Origin of the sequence: Corallococcus aberystwythensis, assembly GCF_003612165.1 — a bacterium.
Classification (GTDB): Bacteria; Myxococcota; Myxococcia; order Myxococcales; family Myxococcaceae; genus Corallococcus; species Corallococcus aberystwythensis.
Window position 1 is genome coordinate 1 of the sequence record NZ_RAWK01000234.1, and the last position, 15,854, is coordinate 15,854.

The window sequence follows — 15,854 nt, forward strand, 5'->3', positions numbered from 1 at the left end:
GAGGGGAACCGGGCGGGGAGAGTAGCACTCGCGGTAGAATGGACCGACACAGCCGGCGGAAAAGGCCAGGACGGTACGCATGCCCAAGAAGAAGGACGCGAAGGCGCGAGCAATCGCATACCAGGAGAGGCAAGAGGGGAAGCAGATGGCCCGCATCCCTCCTGTCATCGAGAACCGGGACGCGCTCGACTGGCTCCTCAGCAGCGACCTGGCGCCTCACGCGGAGAAGATCTTCCACCACTGCGTCAACGGTGACGGGCAGGGCGGTGTCATCAGCTTCGTGGACTACCTGGCCTGGCTGCCGGAGTTCCGCCACCACCGCGAGGGGGATCGAATCGTCCAGCTGGGGCTCACGGAGGACTGGCCTGTCTGTCCCTACCGCGTCCTCTGCGCCACGCTGCCGTATGTGATGCATTACGCGGACGCCGCGGGAGAGTGCTCCAGGCTGGCGAGGCAGGCCATCTCCGCGGGCAATCACACGGTCTTCCTGCCCGCCCTGCATGACCATGGCTTCCAGGTGGTCTTCCTGGTCCCCCAGAACATCCTGACGTTCAAGCCGAACTGCCACACGTCGAAAGAGGTCCAGTGGTACTTGCAGAAGGGAAATGAGGCGCTGCTGGAGGATGTCCTCTGGGTGTTCGGCTCATGCAACGCCATCTCCCCCCAGGACTGGAACCTCTACTTCAAGGATCCGGACCCGGGCGTGATGGACAAGAAGGTCAGGGCCCTGCTGGAGAATCCCTACCCCTACATCAAGAATCCGAAGAAGTTCGATCCCAAGGTGGTGCGTGCCTTCAAGCTGAGATGCGAGAAGTACGTCGCGCCCGCGAACGTCGTGCGCGCGAACGACGATGACGACGGCTCGGACATCGACATCGACTCCCTCTGAACAGCGGACCGCGGGACCTTGTACTTGCCCTTGAGCGTGGGCAATCCGACCGGGGCTCAGCGTGAGCGCTCCGTGGCATCGCGGTCACGCTGGCGGAGCAGCGCCGCGGCCCGGATCCGCACGCTGGCCATGGGGTGCTCGCGGGCCGCATCCTCCAGCGAGGACACCGCGGCCTCGCCCAGGTCCTTGCGGAGGAAATCCTCGCAGGTGCCGTGGAACCGGTCACTGACGAGGCAACGGATGGCGTTCTGGATGACGACCGGCGCGTTGCGGTACGCGGCTTCATTGCGCAGTGCCGCCCGGTAGGCCGCCACGCCATCCACCCACCGGAGGTTGTCGAAGTCGACGTTCCCCTCCAGGTAGCGGACGTAGGCGCTCGCCGGGTACTTCGCTGCCAGCTTCTTCAACGCCGCCAGGGCCGCGTCCCGTCGCTGCGCCTTGATCAACCGATGGACCTCGTCGATGCCCGGGAGCTGCTCCACGACGGGCTCCCAGGCCGTGGCGCCCGCCGGTGCCTCCGCCCGTGCTTCCTCTCCCTCGGGGACCTTGGGGGACGGGCGCTCCGAGGACACAGGCGCCGGGCTCGCGGACCTTGATGCCAACGCCCACCAGCCAAGGCCCACCGCGGCCAGGGAGAACACCACCGCGCCTCCCACCACGCGGCGCGAGCGGCTCCGGGCGGGCAGGGGCGTGATGGGGCCAGACCGGACCGTGGCCTCGGACTCCTCCTTCCTGGCCACGGCCTCCGTCGGAGTCACCGGCAGAGGGGCCGGAGCGCGGGCTTCGGCCTCAATGCCCACCGGCGTCGCGCGGGGCTGCGCCCGGGCGTTCCGGGTCGCGAGCACTTCCTCCCTGGGACGTGACGGCGTGGGCGAGGAGGAGCGCGGCGCCACCGGTGCATCGCCTGCCACGGGCGCCATGGGGAACACCGCCGGACCCGCCCCGGCCCCTTCGAGCGCGGCCAGGAACTCCGTGGCGGACTGGAAGCGATCCCCCGGGGCCTTCTCCATCGCCTTCGCCAGCGTCGCTTCCAGCTCCGCGGAGAAGCCCGCGTCAGGGGCGGCGTCGCGCAACCGGGGCGGTGTCACCTCGCGCTGCATGCGCAGCAGCTCCGCGTTGCTGGTGGCGTTGAAGGGCTTCTTCCCGGTGAGCAGCTCGTAGAGCAGCACGCCGGTGGCGTACAGGTCCGTGGGCGGGCCCACCGGCTCGCCGTGGATCTGCTCCGGGGCCATGTACGACGGAGTCCCGAGCATCATCCCCGAAGTGATGCTCGTCACCTCGTCGCGCAGCTTGGCCAGCCCGAAGTCGAGGATGCGCACCTGCTCACCGAGTCCGACGGCATGCGTGACGATGATGTTCTCGGGCTTGATGTCCCGGTGGATGATGCCCTGGTCGTGCGCGTGGGCCAGGCCGGCGAGCACCTGCCGCACGGCGCTCAGGGCCCGGGCCGGCGGCAGCGGGCCGTCGCGCAAGAGCGCCCGCAGCGTCTCGCCGGTGACGAAGTCCATCACCATGTACGGCGATTCCTGATCCACGCCGAAGTCGATGACCGACACGCAGCAGGGATGGGTGAGGCGGCTCGTGGCGCGCGCCTCCACCTGGAAGCGCTTGCGGAAGTCGTCGTCCCGGGCCGCCCAGGCGTGGAGGAACTTGATGGCGACGGGCTTGCCCACCTCCAGCCGCTCGCCCCGGTACACCATGCCCATGCCACCCGCGGCGAGCCGCTCGATGATGCGGTAGCGCTCCTGCAACACCGAGCCGATGCGGGGGTCCGAAACGGCCGTGGGCTCATTCATGGGCGCGCACGATAGCAAGTGGCGGCGCGCGACTTCTGCCTACCTGCCGCCAGTTCGTTCACACACTCGCGGTGGAATGCCTGCCTGGGGGGCGGTGCCAGGGCCGCTCAGGCCGCCCGCAGGAAGCGGGCCTTGTTGCGCTCGATCCACTGGGCCAGGGATTGCGCCTGGGGGTTCAGCTCCCGCGTGAGCACCGGATCCCTGGCGGCGCAGTACTCCGTGGCGAAGTCCCGCATGAAGTGGAACATGTTCGCCAGCTCCGCGGCGCCGGGGAAGTTGAACGTCCGGTACACCTCCGGCGACATCGATTGGTAGACCACCTCCTGCCCGAGCACCTGCTTCAGCGTGCTCGCGATCTCCGCGCCCGACAGGTGCTCGCTGGCCAGGCCCACCGTCCTGGCCACGCCCTCTGGCCCCCGCTGGAAGATGCCGTGGAGACAGCCGCCCAGGTCCTCCATGGCCAGGCCCGGCAGCTTCTGGTCCTCCGTGGGCAACACGAAGTCGAGCGTTCCGTCCGCGTTGCGCTTCGACCCCATGCCGAACAACAGCAGCGTCTCCCAGGGCAGCGACGTGCGCACGAACGTCACCGGCACGCCCAGGTCCGTGAAGGCGGCGTCGCTCTCACCCTTCACGTCGAACTGCGGGACCTTGTACTTCCCCTTGAGCGTGGGCATCCGCGCGTCCCCAGGCGGCATGAAGCGCCGCGTGTCCTCCTGCGTGGACCAGAGGACGTGCGCCACGCCCGCTTCCTTCGCGGCGTGCGCCATCGCTCGCGCCTGCGTGAGCTCCCGCTCCGGCGCGGTCTGCTCCCAGGAGCTCGTGACACAGAAGGCGCCGTGCGCTCCCGTGAACGCCGCGCGCAGGCTCTTGGGGTCGTTCACGTCCGCGGCGACGACCTCCGCGCCCAGCTTCGCCAGCTTGCGCGCCAGCTCCGAGCCCGGCTTGCGCGTGAGCGCGCGCACCGTGAATCCGCCTTGAGGGTCCGCGAGGATGGCCCTCGCGAGCCCGCCTCCTTCCTCTCCCGTTGCTCCCACCACCGCGATGATCTTCTTGCTCATGGTCATGTCCTCTCGTCCCGGGCGCTGCTGGATGGCCGGAAGGCTCGCGCAAGGCCCGCGTACGCGTGGAGCAGCTGCTTCTCCCCGCGCCGCAACAGCACGCAGTTGCGCTCGTTGCGCGACAGGTCCGCTTCGCGCAGCAGCTGCTCGTCCTCCTCCAAGGTCGTGTCGAAGCCCGCGAGCCGCGCCTCGCAGAGGTCGCTCAGGTGCTGGAGGACCCGCGCCTCCGTGCGTGAACTCAGCGGGGCCACCGGGCCCAGCCCCTGCTCGTCACGGGCCTCGGCCGCGAGCCGGTCCAACTCCTCCGCGTCCGCGCAGGCCACGCGCAGGAAGGAGAACATCGCCACCGTCGAGGAGTGGCCGTAGTGCAGGGGCACCTCGAAGCGGCGCCGTGACGCCGGGGTCGGCAGCGAGAGCAGCTCCCGCTTTTGCTCCGCGTGGGGCACGTCCTCCGGGACGCCCAGATAGAGCACCAGCGTGTCGTCCGGGTTGTCCTCGGGCACGAACCCGTAGTTCAGCAGGAACCTATAGCTTGGCTTGATGCCATAGCTGATGTGCAGCTCCTCGCCCCGGGCCACGGGCTCCCGGGCCCTCAACACGAAGGCCCCGTCCTCCGTGTTCCCCCACACGACCCTGGGCGAAGCGCGGTGGTTGAGCATGTCCGCCACGGGCACGACACACCGGATCAGCCGGCCCTCCACCGTCAGGCCGAAGCTGCGGCTGATCAACACGTGCTGCGCCCACAGGAACGCGTCGGGCGTGAAGCGCGTGAAGCCAGGCACGCTCGCGGCCAGCTCCGCGTACCGGGTCAGCATCAGCTCCTTCCACCGCGCGACCTCGCGCAGCGTGGACGAGCCCCTCAGCAGCGACAGCTCGCGCGCATCGAAGAACAGGGGCAGGTGCGGGAAGGCGCGCGGCAGCACGTCCAGGTAGGGCTTCCAGGGGGAGTCATCCCGCTCGCGCTCCTGGAGGAGGAAGGCCGCCAGATAGGACTCCTCGCTCGTGCCGGGTGCATGGGCTTCGATGAGGCGTCCCACGTCGGAGGCGCGCGCCTCGTCGAGCGTCATCAGACACGCTCGCGGCACCTGGAGCACCACCTCATCGGGCGCGATGTCGGCGTTCGCGAAGACGCCGCGCTCGTCTCCCTCCAGATGACCGACCCACAGCTTCGGGAAGCTCGCGCCCGCCTGCCTGCTCCAGATGAGCGCGAGGTGCTCCTTCAGCGGGTGCTCCTCCTCGAGGGTGTCCGGCTCTTCGTCGTGCGCGCTCATGGGCTCCGCCATGCGTCGGGGGTGGTTCCCATGAAGACGTCCGGCCGCGCGCGTTGTGATTTGCCTCGATTTCGGCGTCGGCGGTTATTGAGCGAGTAAGAGGTTTTTCACAAAGACCGCGCTGCACCGTTTCCAGGGGCACTTTTTTGAGCACTGGATACCGTGAGCACAACTTCGACTCAGTCTCCCTTCTGGCGGGTCTGGCAGCAGCAGAAGGAGCATCTGTTCCAGCAGGCTCTTCGACTGATGGGAGGCAATGTCGCGGATGCGGAGGACGCGGTGAACACCACGATGCTCCGCGCGCTCCAGAAGTTTTCGTCGCCCCCCGGGAAGATCCTCAACGAGCGAGCCTGGCTGAGCCGCATCCTCCACAACATCTGCATGGACATCCATCGCGAGCGGCAGCGCCGGGGCGAGGCCGAGGGGCGGATGGACGACATGGAGCCCGTGGAGCCGGAGTCCCACGAGCCACTGCCCGACGCGGGACTGCTCCAGCGCGAGGACGCCGAGGCGATCCGCAGGTGCATCCAGGCGCTACCACCCAACCTGAGAGGTCCCCTGGTGATGCGCTACCTTCAGGATATGTCCTATGCCGACATCGCCGCGCAGTTGAGATTGACTCACTGCAACGTGCGCAAACGCATCCAACTCGCGTACGGCATCCTCCGCGCCACGGTGCCGCAGGCCCTCCACTCGCGTTGAGTAGAGGGCCTGCTGCCGCTGCTCACTCCGGAAGAAGGCGGGGCAGGACGTAGCGGCCCGGCGCCGGTTCCACGCAGCGCAGCGCCCCGTCGCCAGGGATGCGCGCGGGGACGCGCTCTGTCGAGCGCGCGGACTGCCAGGCTTCCCAGTCCGTCCACCACGAGCCGGGGCGCTCCTCCGCGCCCGTCAGCCACGCGTCCGCGTCCGGCGCCAGCGGCCCGGAGCCGGGCACCCAGTGACGGTACTTGTTCGCCGCTGGCGGGTTGATCACCCCCGCGACATGGCCCGAGCCCGCGAGCACGAAGCGCACCGGGCCGGCGTAGTGCCGCGCGCCCCGGTACACGGAACGGAACGGCGCGATGTGATCCTCCCGGCAGGCCTGCACGTAGAGGGGGACGCGCACCTGGCCCAGGTCCAGCGGGACGCCTCCGAAGGACAGTGCCCCCGGTTGGACCAGGCGGTTGTGCAGGTACAGCTCGCGGAGGTACGTCGCGTGCGCGCGCGCGGGCAGCCGCGTGGGATCCGAGCTCCAGGCGAGAAAGTCGCTGGGCGCGGGCTCCCGGCCGAGCAGGTAGTTGTTCACCACGAAGGACCAGACCAGGTCCTTCGCGCGGAGCAGGTTGAAGGTGGTCATCATCTCCAGCCCGTCCAGGTAGCCGCGCTGGCGCATGTGGGCCTCCAGCCGCTCCAGTTGGGGCGCGTCGATGAAGGCACCCAGGTCCCCGGGCTCGCTGAAGTCCACCTGCGTGGTGAGCAGCGTCGCGCTGGACACGCGCGTGTCTCCTTGCGCGGAGAGCCACGCGAGCCCCGCGGCCAGCAGCGTGCCGCCGATGCAGTAGCCCAGCGCGGAGACCTCCTGCTCGCCGGTGGCGCGGGTGACGGCGTCCAGCGCGGGGAGCAGCCCGTGCAGCAGGTAGTCCTCCAGCTCCACGTCGGCGTGGCTTTCGTCCGGGTTCACCCACGACACGAGGAACACGGTGTGACCGCGCTCCACGGCCCAGCGGACGAACGAGTTCTCCGGACGCAGATCCAGGATGTAGAACTTGTTGATCCACGGCGGCACCACGAGCAGCGGGCGCCGGTGGACGGTGGGCGTGGTGGGCCGGTACTGGAGGAGCTGGAACAGGCGCTCCTCGTGGATGACGTCGCCCGGGGTGGTGGCCAGGTTCTCTCCCAACCGGAAGGTCCGTGGCTCCGACATCCGGGGGGCGAGCCGGCCCTGTCCGCGCGCCAGGTCCGTGAGCAGCGCCTCCATGCCCGCAAGCAGGCTGCGGCCACCGGATTGCCTCGCGGCGCGCAAGACCTCCGGGTTGAGCGCGGGGAAGTTGGAGGGCGCGAGCGCCTCCGTGAGCTGGCGGGTGTAGAAGCGCGCCTGGTGCGCCGTGTGGGGATCCACGCCCGGGACCTCCGCCACCAGGTCGTGAAGCCAGTCCGCGCCGCTCAGGTACGCGCGGCGCATGAAGTCGAAGAAGGGCTGCTCCTGCCAGGCGGGATCGCGGAAGCGGCGATCCCCGTCCGGGCGGGAGGGGCCTCGTGGGACGCCCAGGCGCGCTGAGCGTTCCCACAGGCCTGCTCCCGCCGCGAGCATCCGCTGGGGGTCCATCGCCAGCCGGAGGAGGACTTCCAGGAAGGCGCGCCGCATGGGCTCCAGGGATGCGTCCATCGTGCGCTCCTCAGTACATGTGCTGCCCACCATTGATGGTGAGCGTGGAGCCGGTGATGAAGCCGGCCCGGTCGGAGGCGAGGAACGTCACGGCCCGGGCAATCTCGTCGCTGCGTCCCAGGCGGCCCACGGGGATGCGGGCGCGGATCTTCACCAGCTCGTCAGGAGGCACGGCGTGCAGCAGGTCCGTGTCGATGTAGCCCGGCGCGATGAGGTTGGCGGTGACGCCGCGGGCCGCGCCCTCGCGCGCCAGGGCCAGCGTGAAGCCGTGCATGCCCGCCTTGGCCGCCGCGTAGGCCGTCTGGCCCAGCTGGCCCGTCTGCCCGTTGATGGAGCCGATGTTGATGATGCGGCCGAAGCCGCGCTCGCGCATGGGGCCCACCACCGCGACGCACAGGTTGAAGCAGGAGCTGAGGTTGGTCTGGATGACCTCGTTCCACTGGTCATGCGTCATCTTGTGCAGCATGGCGTCCCGGGTGATGCCGGCGTTGTTCACCAGCACCTCGATGGGGCCAATCGAGTCGACGATCTTCTGCACTCCCGCCGCGCACTGCTCGGCGCTGGCCGCGTCGAAGCGGAACGCCGGGATGCCCGTGCGGCTCGTGAAGGCCTGCGCCGCCTGCTCGTTCGCATTGTAGGTGACCGCCACGCGGTAGCCCTGCTGCCTCAGTGCATCGGCGCTCGCGGCGCCAATGCCGCGCGTTCCTCCTGTCACCACTGCCACGCGTCCACTCATGGTTCTTCCCTCCAGGTTGGGGTTTGCGCCTGAAGGACGCCGTCACGTCCCGGGTGTGAATGCCCGGGCGCGGGAACGCGTGGATTCACAGCCACGCGTCCTCGCGCGTCCCTTCAGGGCTGTCCCGTGGAGGGGGGCGCTGGGAAGGGTGGATTGGGAACCGTCGGCCTTCCTCTCCGCGGGACGGCACCACACGCGCAGCATCCGCGAGAGGACATCCATGACACAGCCACACGCACCGCAGGATCGCCCGCAGGTCATCGTCGTCTTCCAGGGCGGCGGTGCCCTGGGGGCCTATCACGTGGGGGCCTATCAGGCCCTGGAGGAGGCCGGGCTCCACCCGGACTGGGTCTCCGGCATCTCCATTGGCGCCTTCACCGCGGCGCTGGTCGCGGGCAACCGTCCGGAGAAGCGGCTGGAGCGGCTGGAGGCGTTCTGGAAGGAGGTGTCCTGGCCCGGCACCGAGTGGGGCTCGCTGTTGAAGGGGCGCATGCGCCAGCTCTTCAACCTGGGCAGCCACATGACCAGCCTCCTCTTCGGCCAGCCCGGCTTCTACTCCCCCAGGCTGGTGCCGCCGAGCCTCGCGTTCCCCGGCTCGCCGGAGGCGCTGAGCTTCTACAGCACGCGGCCCATGCGCTCGACGCTGCGGCGGCTGGTGGACTTCGACTACATCAATTCCCGCGCGACGCGGCTGAGCCTGGGCGCGACCCGCGTGAGCGACGGCCACCTGGTGTTCTTCGACAACACCCGCGGCATCGTGGGTCCGGAGCACGTGCTCGCCAGTGGCGCGCTGCCGCCCGCGTTCCCGCCCAGCCTCATCGACGGCGAGCTGTACTGGGATGGCGGCTGCGTCACCAACACGCCGCTCAACGCCATCCTCGACGACCCGCCCAAGCGCCACGCCGTCGTCTTCATGATCGACCTGTTCGATGCCCGGGCGCCGCTGCCCACGGCCATGGATGAGGCGAGCTGGCGCATGAAGTCCATCCAGTACGCGGGGCGGACGTCCAGTCACCTGGAGCAGTTCGCGAAGGTGTGGAACCTGCGCAGCGCGGTGACGCGGGTGGTGCGGCGCGCGTCGGCGTCCTCGCCCATGGCCTTCAGTGAGGAGGCGGAGGCGAAGCCCACGCCGCGGCTGGACATCATCCACCTCACGTACCAGCGCGGCGAGCATCAGCTCTCCAGCAGCGACGCCGAGTTCTCCCGGGCCTCCATCGCGGAGCGCCGCGCGGACGGCTACCGCGACATGCAGCGGGCCCTGGCGACGTGCCCGTGGACGCAGCCCGCTCCCGAGGGAGGGCCGCAGGCGTTCAGCGATGACGGCACGGAGCAGGCCGGAGGAACCGCCCTCATCCACCGCGTCGAAGGCGATGAAGTCCACACCCAGGTGCCCCTGTCGTAACCCCAGAAGGAGCTACACCATGACCGAAGCGAAGAAGACCGACACGCAGGCCCACCTGCTGGACCTGGGGCGGGGCCTCCTGGAGCAGGCCGTCGCCGTCCAGCGCTCCGCGCTCGAATCCTCCCGGCAGTTGGTGGAGGGCGAGGGCGTGGTGCGCTCGCTGCGCGAGCAGCACGAGGAGTGGCTGCGCAAGTCGCTGGAGGCCCTGGCGCCGCTCTACGCGCTGGAGCAGTCCGCGCGTGAGCAGGTGCTGAAGGCGCAGACGCGCCTGTTCGAGCTGGCCGATGACACCCTGCGGGGTTTCACGCTGCCCGGCATGGAGCGGCCCGGCTCCCGCTGAAAGCATCGCCGTATTCCAGCCCCCAGCCCCGGACGGCGCGTTGGCCGTCCGGGGCTTCGTGCGTCCTGGGGTCAGGCGCGCGGCGTCAGCGGCAGCCGCACCGCGGGATCTCCCAAGAGGACGTAGCCCCCCAGGTCCTGGCGCAGCATCCAGAGGTGCGCGCGCCGGGCTGCGTCCACCTGCACGGGGCGGCCAGCGCTCCGCGCCTGCTCCTCCTGGTCGTACAGCGTGGTCAGCTCCAGGTTGGCCTGGTGGCCTCCGCGCAGGAGCCAGCTCAGGCCCAGGCCCGCGCGGCGGCCTCGCGCCAGTTGCTGGAGCGGTTCCAGGAAGCGGGACACCTTGCCGGTGCGGTTGTCGCGGTCCTGGAAGCCATACGTCCACGCCAGGTCCACGTGTCCGAAGACGGCCAGCGGTCCCTGGGGATTGGCCAGCGCGGCCTGGGGCAGCGCGGCGACGAAGGGGCGCTCGCCGGGCTGGGGCAGCGCCGCGGTGAGGGAGTCCAGCCTCCCGCTGAACTGACCTGCCGCCTGCAACTGCTTCAGCCAGTGCTGGAAGGCGCTCCGCGACGGAGTGCCCGCGCCAAAGCAGGCGAAGAGGAACCAGATGCCGCCGGGCAGGAAGGGCCGCGCGGCCAGGGCCTCGCCGGCCAGGTGCAGGCCCTCGCCCAGGTTGAGCGCGCCCTGGAGCGCGAGCTTCGTGTCGGTGTTCCGCCAGCCCGCGCGTGGACTGCCCAGGCCGTGGCTCATGGAGAAGAGGAGGGAGGGATGTGGCAGCGCGGCGTGTTCCAGCAGCTCGTTCGCGGCGGCCTCGCCCGGCACGCCCAGCTCCAGCACCTCCCGCGCGGGGAAGCGGCCCAGCTCCCGGGCATTCCGCGCCGAGGCGATGGCGGGGGCCACCAGCGACTGGTAGCCCATCCGCGTGGCCGCGGTGCCGTCATGGACCGTGAAGAAGAGCGAGCGGGCCTGGACCTCGGGGGAGGGCGCGCGCTCCCAGCGGAGCACCTTGTCGGCATAGGCCGCGTAGTCCTGCTCGCGCCGGAAGGCCAGCCGTCCCACGTAGGCGCTGGTGGCCGCGGCCTGCTGCAGCTCGAAGGGCACCTGATCGAAGTCCCCGAGGAAGAGCAGGTAGCGGGGCCGGTCCGCCACGGGCACCGCCTCGTCATCCAGGACGACGCGCACCCAGCGCGCGAAGTCCTCCAGGCTCCGGGACTCGCGGGCCAGCTCCGGCTTCACGCGGTAGACGTGGACGGGGTGGCCCTCCTGCTGCTCCTGCCGGCGGCGGCGCAGCGGCTCGATGAGCGCGAGCAGCCGGTCGCCTTCAGGTCCCTCCGGCGCGACCAGCCCCCAGCGCTGCGCGGGCAGCGAGTTGGGATCCTCGCCGTCGTCCCACAGGTGGTTCTCCTCCTGCGCCTGGGCGTCAGCGCCGCGCGGAAGGTTCGCCGTGGCCTCCGCGGGCAGGCCTTCGGGTGCCACCGGCTGGTGTGAGTCCGCATGTGACAACAACAGTTCAACGTTCTCCGTGCTCATCGTGAGCGGGCCTTTCGCGAGGCGCCCGTGAATGGGGCCTGCCGCAAGAGACGCGGAGGCGCGTGACGGTGTGAGTTGTCATTCACACACAAGGGCCGTGCACCGTCCTGGAAACGCAGTGCCCGGCGTGTCCGCCGGCAACCCAATCCCAGGAGCACCCCCATGCAGTCCGCCGCGCAGCTTTCCTCGTACATCATTGCCTTCGCCGGTGCCGCGCGCACCGCGCAGCGCCTCATGTCGTCCGGCATGGATCCGATGACGATCGCCGAGTACTACTTCGAGGTGAACCTCACGAGCGACTTCGAGATCAAGAGCGAGACGGACGTTGCCCTCAACGTCTGGCGCATGAGCATCAAGGAGAAGCTCACGCTCGACTACAAGGAGCACATGGGCCTGACGGTGAAGTGCACCATCAAGCCCGCCGCCGTGCTCGCCGCCCAGGGCGCCAGTGGTGGCGGGGCCGCCTGATAGGTCCGCCCCTCGCTGAGACGCGATGAAACAGACCCGTCGCCGCCGGTGCTCCGCGACGGAGCACTGGCGGCGACGGCATGCCCGCCACCCTTCGCCCTGCAATCCCTTCCCAATGGCAAAGCCCAATCCCACGCCCGACCACGCCCAAGTCCTCATCCACGACCTCATCCTGGCCGTCCAATCCTCGCTCGACATCGCGGAGGAGACGGCCCGCAAGCACTATTCCTTTTCCGTGGTGGAGCTGGAGGTGTCCGCCAGCTTCGAGTTCGAGATGACGGAGCAGGACAGCGACATCCCCGAGGACAAGCCCCAGCCCAAGCGCTGGTTCTCGCTCTTTGGCGGCGGCGGCAGGAAGGATCCGCTCACCCATTCGCGCCTGCACGACCTCAACGACAAGGACTCCAGCAAGCTCACGGTCCGCATGCTGTTCCGGCCCGGCGGCAAGCACCTGGTGGGGGACACCACGCCGGCGGCGGATGGAAGCGCGCCCCCGGCGGCGGACGCGTCGAGCACGCCCGCGAAGTAGCCCTGACGCGAACGAGCCCGCGGTCCCGCCCGCGGCCCCGGAAGACGGGCCGCGGGCTCTTCGTGTTTCAGGGGCACGCGGCTTCGCGTGAGACCGTCACTTCGCCAGCAGCCGCAGTGCCCGCTGGTAGTACGAGTCCCGGGACGCCTTGCCGTTGTAGCCGCCGTTGATGCGCCGGGTGATGGCGTCGAACTCGCCCTTGTCGGCGTGCTTGTTGAGGTTGCGGCTGTTCCAGAACCAGACGGCGGTGCGGAAGCCCACGTCGGGGTCCGCCGCGCGGGTGGGGTTGTTCTCCAGGTCGAGATCCAGCGCCTCGCCCGCCGCGCGGTAGTTGGTGCGGCCGGTGATCTGGATGGGGCCGCGGCCCTTGTAGCGCGCGCCGTCGCCCGGCTGGGTGTTGCCCAGGTCCTTGCGGCGCTCGTAGGCGTGGCCCGAGGCCAGCTCCTCGAAGTAGCGGAACTCGGCGCTCTCGTGGGCAATCTGCGCCAGGAACGCGGCCTGGCGGCGCGGGGTGTTGATGCCGCCCTCGGACATGGCGTCGTTCAGGTGCGGCAGCAGCTCCTTCAACCGCGCCCCGGCCAGCCGGGGCATGAGCGTGCGCAGGTGCTCCACCGTCACCGCCTGGAACGTCTCCTTGGGGGCGGCTTCGGAGGAGGCTTCGGACTGTTTCGACTTGGGGGTCTTCGAACCAAAACCAAAGAAAGACATCCGGGGGACTCCTTGGCTGTCGCGTGGGATGCCTGGAAGACGCCGGGTCCCCGGGCGTTGTGAGTGTTTCAGGGCGCGTCATGGAGCCTCAGGGAGCGGCGTCCGCCCGTGCCGGCGCTCGCACTCCACGGTGGCCTCCCAGGCCCGCGCGGGCAGGTCCCCCAGGTGACCGCGCCGCTCTCCGGGCGTCAGGCACGCGGAGCTGACCGCCTGGAGCTTCTCCTGGAGCCGGTCAACGGGGAGCGGCTCGCGCGGACGCCACACGCGGGCGCTGCCATCCGTGGAGCCGGTGACGAGCCGGGGCTCCTCCGGGCGGGGGCTGAACGCGGCCGACGTCACCTCGCCCTCGTGCGCGGAGAGGACGAGGTACGGCTCCAGGGGACCTGCCGTGAGCCACACGCGGGCGCGCCCGTCCGCGCACGCGGTGACGAGCCGGCTGCCATCCGGGCTCCAGGCGGCCCAGGGCACCGGGGACTCGTGCCGGAGGAGGGCGTGCGCGCCGCGGACCCGGCCGTTCTCCACGGTCCAGATGCGCGCCGTGCCGTCCTGGGAGGAGGTGAGCACCTGCTCTTCGGCCTTCGGGTGGAAGGCGGCGGAGAGGACCCAGTCGTCATGGCCATAGAGCGTGGCCACCAGCCGCCCCTCCGCGCTCCAGATGCGCGCGGTGCCGTCCTGCGACGCGGTGATGAGGCGGCGGCCGTCCGCGCTGAAGGCCACGGAGCGGACCTGGTCGCCGTGGCCCTCCAACGGCACGGGCGCCCGCGTGCCGTCCACGCGGAGGATGCGGGTGGCGCGCGGGCTGGAGGCGAGCGCCACCCACAGGCCGTCCGGGCTGAAGGCGGCGCCGAAGAAGGGCTCGCGCTGGGCCGCCAGCACGCGCCGGCCCTCCACGCTCCCGTCCGAGGGCCACAGGCGCGCCGTCCCGTCCAGCGACGCTGTCAGCAGCCACCTGCCATCCGGACTGAAGACCACGGAGCGGACGTCCTGCGCGTGGCCCCGGAGCACGCGCACGAGCCGGCCATCCTCCGACCAGAGGCGCACCGCGCCGTCCTGAGATGCCGTGGCCACCTGCGTCCCATCCGGGCCCACGGCCACGGACCAGACGAAGCCGCCCGGCTCCTGTAGCGGAAGCGAGTCCCGGGGCGCGTCCAGCCGCCACACCCGCGCGGTGGCGTCGATGGAGGCGGTGACGGCCTGCTTTCCATCCGGACCGAAGCCGCCCCACAGGACGGTGGAGCGGTGGCCGGGCAAGAGCCGGGGCGGCGCGTCCTCCCGCGTGGACCACAGCCGCGCCGTCGTGTCCGAGGACACGGTGAGGATCCACTCTCCCAGCGGGCCGCCGAAAGTCGCCATGCGCACGGCGCCCTGGTGGCCGCGCAGGACCCGGGGCTCGCCCCGTCCGTCGGCCCGCCAGAGGCGCGCGGTGTTGTCCAGGGACGCGGTCACCACCCACTGCCCGTCCGGACTGAAGCGCGCGGTGGTGAGCTCGCCCTGGTGCCCCTTCAGCAGCACGGGCCCCTGCGCGCCGCTGACGGGCCAGACGCGGGCGATGCCGTCGCGCGCCACGGTCAGCACGTGCGTGCCCTCCGGGTCGAACGTGGCGGAGGTGACGGGGGCGGGGTGGGGCAGCTCGCGCGGCGGTTCCAACGTCCGCACGGACACGATGCGCGCGGTGCCGTCCTGCGAGGCGGTCACCAGCCGCTTCCCATCCGGGCTGAAGGCCACGGTCTGCACGGAGCCCCGGTGCGGCACCTCGCGCGGCTTGTCCGCCGTCTCCAGCGGCCACAGCCGCGCCAGCCCATCCCGCGACGCGGTGGCCACCCACTTGCCATCCGGGCTGATGGCGCCCCACTGCACCACGCCGCGGTGCCGGAACGTGCGCAGCAGTGTGCCGTCGGCCGTGCTCCACAGCCGCGCCGTCCCGTCATGCGAGGAGGTGAGGATGCTCAGCCCTCCGGAGGGGCTGAAGGTGGCGTGGTAGACGGGCCCCTCATGGCCCGCGAGCACGCGGGGCTCCGCCTCTCCGTCGGTCCTCCACAGCCGCGCCGTGCCGTCCTTCGAGGCCGTCACCACGCGTTGGCCGTCCGGGCTGACCTCCACGTGGACCACGGCCTGCGTGTGGCCCCGCAGCACCGCGCGGCTCAGCGGCTCCTGGAGGACCTCCGACACGTCCTGGGCCCAGCCCTGGAGCTGCCCGGGCTGTTGGACCTCACGCAGCATGAGCAGGGCGAGCGTGGGATTGTCACGCCGCAGCTTCCGGGCGACGTCCAACAACACCAGGTCGCGGGCGCGCTGGGCGTAGCGCTGCGCCTCCTGCCGCTCGCTCCGGGCCCGGGCCTCCAGCTGCCGCGCGTTCCACGCCAGCCCCGCCATCACCCCCGCCACCGCGAGCGCCCCCACGAGCAACCTCCTCAGGCGCCGCCGGGCGGACGCGTCCTGGGCCTCGGCCGTGGCCATGCTGGCGTCGAGGAGCTGGAGCACGTCCTCGCCGGGCTCCTCGCTGTAGCGGCGCAGGATGTCCTGCGCGTACCCCAACCGGCTGCCGGACAACAGATAAGGCACGCCGCCATCCGGCTCTCCCCGGTGCGCCAGCCACGTGTGCGCCCAGGACTGCAGCTCGCGGAAGTGCTGGAGCCGCTCCTGATCCGCGCGGGCCCACTCCGCCAGCTCCGGCCAGGTGCGCAGCAGCGATGCATGGGACAGCTGGAGCCACTCCACGCCCGCCGCGTCCTCGTCGCGCGTCAGCAGCCGCGCGGTGAGCAGCGT

At 70.7% G+C, this 15,854-nt stretch carries 14 protein-coding genes; 6 read left to right on the forward strand and 8 right to left on the reverse strand.

The features are described from left to right. Positions 1 to 79: 79 nt before the first annotated feature. Positions 80 to 889, forward strand: coding sequence for a hypothetical protein (locus D7W81_RS30865; RefSeq protein WP_120558988.1), 810 nt, complete (start codon positions 80 to 82; stop codon positions 887 to 889). A 56-nt stretch (positions 890 to 945) separates the two neighbouring features. Here D7W81_RS30865 and D7W81_RS30870 read toward each other — a convergent pair whose 3' ends face one another. The 3 genes from D7W81_RS30870 to D7W81_RS30880 all read right to left on the reverse strand — a co-directional run bounded on the left by D7W81_RS30870 (position 946) and on the right by D7W81_RS30880 (position 5,014). Then, on the reverse strand, positions 946 to 2,685 hold the full coding sequence (locus tag D7W81_RS30870) for a serine/threonine-protein kinase (protein WP_120558989.1): 1,740 nt from the start codon (positions 2,683 to 2,685) through the stop codon (positions 946 to 948). A 107-nt stretch (positions 2,686 to 2,792) separates the two neighbouring features. After that, a complete protein-coding gene (locus D7W81_RS30875) occupies positions 2,793 to 3,743 on the reverse strand; it encodes an NmrA/HSCARG family protein (RefSeq protein ID WP_120558990.1) in 951 nt (316 codons plus the stop codon). A gap of 2 nt (positions 3,744 to 3,745) precedes the next feature. Beyond that, positions 3,746 to 5,014, reverse strand: a complete 1,269-nt coding sequence (locus D7W81_RS30880) for an SET domain-containing histone-lysine N-methyltransferase (protein WP_158621729.1) — start codon at positions 5,012 to 5,014, stop codon at positions 3,746 to 3,748. A gap of 162 nt (positions 5,015 to 5,176) precedes the next feature. On the opposite strand from D7W81_RS30880, the gene D7W81_RS30885 reads away from it, so the two are divergent. Beyond that, a complete protein-coding gene (locus D7W81_RS30885; protein ID WP_120558992.1) occupies positions 5,177 to 5,716 on the forward strand; it encodes a sigma-70 family RNA polymerase sigma factor in 540 nt (179 codons plus the stop codon). Between the two features lie 22 nt (positions 5,717 to 5,738). Here the strand turns inward: D7W81_RS30885 and D7W81_RS30890 are convergent, their stop codons facing one another. Further along, a complete protein-coding gene (locus D7W81_RS30890) occupies positions 5,739 to 7,379 on the reverse strand; it encodes a PHA/PHB synthase family protein (RefSeq protein WP_158621730.1) in 1,641 nt (546 codons plus the stop codon). A 10-nt stretch (positions 7,380 to 7,389) separates the two neighbouring features. Further along, positions 7,390 to 8,115: an acetoacetyl-CoA reductase gene (phbB, locus tag D7W81_RS30895; RefSeq protein ID WP_120559000.1), complete on the reverse strand. Its 726-nt coding sequence runs from the start codon at positions 8,113 to 8,115 to the stop codon at positions 7,390 to 7,392. A 220-nt stretch (positions 8,116 to 8,335) separates the two neighbouring features. Between phbB and D7W81_RS30900 the strand changes: the two genes are divergently transcribed. Both D7W81_RS30900 and D7W81_RS30905 read left to right on the forward strand, forming a co-directional pair. Next, positions 8,336 to 9,517, forward strand: coding sequence for a patatin-like phospholipase family protein (locus D7W81_RS30900; RefSeq protein ID WP_158621731.1), 1,182 nt, complete (start codon positions 8,336 to 8,338; stop codon positions 9,515 to 9,517). Between the two features lie 19 nt (positions 9,518 to 9,536). Next, positions 9,537 to 9,857, forward strand: a complete 321-nt coding sequence (locus D7W81_RS30905; protein WP_120558995.1) for a hypothetical protein — start codon at positions 9,537 to 9,539, stop codon at positions 9,855 to 9,857. 71 nt (positions 9,858 to 9,928) lie between these two features. On the opposite strand, the gene D7W81_RS30910 is transcribed toward D7W81_RS30905, so the two are convergent. After that, on the reverse strand, positions 9,929 to 11,383 hold the full coding sequence (locus tag D7W81_RS30910; RefSeq protein ID WP_120558996.1) for a hypothetical protein: 1,455 nt from the start codon (positions 11,381 to 11,383) through the stop codon (positions 9,929 to 9,931). Positions 11,384 to 11,545: 162 nt separating this feature from the next. Here D7W81_RS30910 and D7W81_RS30915 point away from each other — a divergent pair, with 162 nt between their 5' ends. Both D7W81_RS30915 and D7W81_RS30920 read left to right on the forward strand, forming a co-directional pair. Further along, the gene (locus D7W81_RS30915; protein WP_120558997.1) at positions 11,546 to 11,851 is read left to right on the forward strand and encodes a hypothetical protein; all 306 of its coding nucleotides are present in this window, start codon (positions 11,546 to 11,548) and stop codon (positions 11,849 to 11,851) included. Positions 11,852 to 11,966: 115 nt separating this feature from the next. Beyond that, entirely contained in the window at positions 11,967 to 12,380 is a 414-nt protein-coding gene (locus D7W81_RS30920; RefSeq protein ID WP_120558998.1) for a hypothetical protein, read from the forward strand. 96 nt (positions 12,381 to 12,476) lie between these two features. Here the strand turns inward: D7W81_RS30920 and D7W81_RS30925 are convergent, their stop codons facing one another. Together D7W81_RS30925 and D7W81_RS30930 are read right to left on the reverse strand one after the other, a co-directional pair. Continuing rightward, positions 12,477 to 13,088, reverse strand: coding sequence for a glycoside hydrolase family 19 protein (locus tag D7W81_RS30925; RefSeq protein WP_120558999.1), 612 nt, complete (start codon positions 13,086 to 13,088; stop codon positions 12,477 to 12,479). Between the two features lie 78 nt (positions 13,089 to 13,166). After that, on the reverse strand, positions 13,167 to 15,854 hold a 2,688-nt coding region (locus D7W81_RS30930), incomplete at its 5' end, for a WD40 repeat domain-containing protein (RefSeq protein WP_147445679.1).

What these genes read in the sequence shown, in the direction of transcription:
- D7W81_RS30875 (WP_120558990.1), bottom strand. Translation starts at nt 3,743, where the DNA reads ATGAGCAAGAAGATCATCGCGGTGGTGGGAGCAACGGGAGAGGAAGGA.
- D7W81_RS30900 (WP_158621731.1), top strand. Translation starts at nt 8,336, where the DNA reads ATGACACAGCCACACGCACCGCAGGATCGCCCGCAGGTCATCGTCGTC.
- D7W81_RS30920 (WP_120558998.1), top strand. Translation starts at nt 11,967, where the DNA reads ATGGCAAAGCCCAATCCCACGCCCGACCACGCCCAAGTCCTCATCCAC.
- phbB (WP_120559000.1), bottom strand. Translation starts at nt 8,115, where the DNA reads ATGAGTGGACGCGTGGCAGTGGTGACAGGAGGAACGCGCGGCATTGGC.
- D7W81_RS30870 (WP_120558989.1), bottom strand. Translation starts at nt 2,685, where the DNA reads ATGAATGAGCCCACGGCCGTTTCGGACCCCCGCATCGGCTCGGTGTTG.
- D7W81_RS30880 (WP_158621729.1), bottom strand. Translation starts at nt 5,014, where the DNA reads ATGAGCGCGCACGACGAAGAGCCGGACACCCTCGAGGAGGAGCACCCG.
- D7W81_RS30910 (WP_120558996.1), bottom strand. Translation starts at nt 11,383, where the DNA reads ATGAGCACGGAGAACGTTGAACTGTTGTTGTCACATGCGGACTCACAC.
- D7W81_RS30865 (WP_120558988.1), top strand. Translation starts at nt 80, where the DNA reads ATGCCCAAGAAGAAGGACGCGAAGGCGCGAGCAATCGCATACCAGGAG.
- D7W81_RS30905 (WP_120558995.1), top strand. Translation starts at nt 9,537, where the DNA reads ATGACCGAAGCGAAGAAGACCGACACGCAGGCCCACCTGCTGGACCTG.
- D7W81_RS30915 (WP_120558997.1), top strand. Translation starts at nt 11,546, where the DNA reads ATGCAGTCCGCCGCGCAGCTTTCCTCGTACATCATTGCCTTCGCCGGT.
- D7W81_RS30890 (WP_158621730.1), bottom strand. Translation starts at nt 7,379, where the DNA reads ATGGACGCATCCCTGGAGCCCATGCGGCGCGCCTTCCTGGAAGTCCTC.
- D7W81_RS30925 (WP_120558999.1), bottom strand. Translation starts at nt 13,088, where the DNA reads ATGTCTTTCTTTGGTTTTGGTTCGAAGACCCCCAAGTCGAAACAGTCC.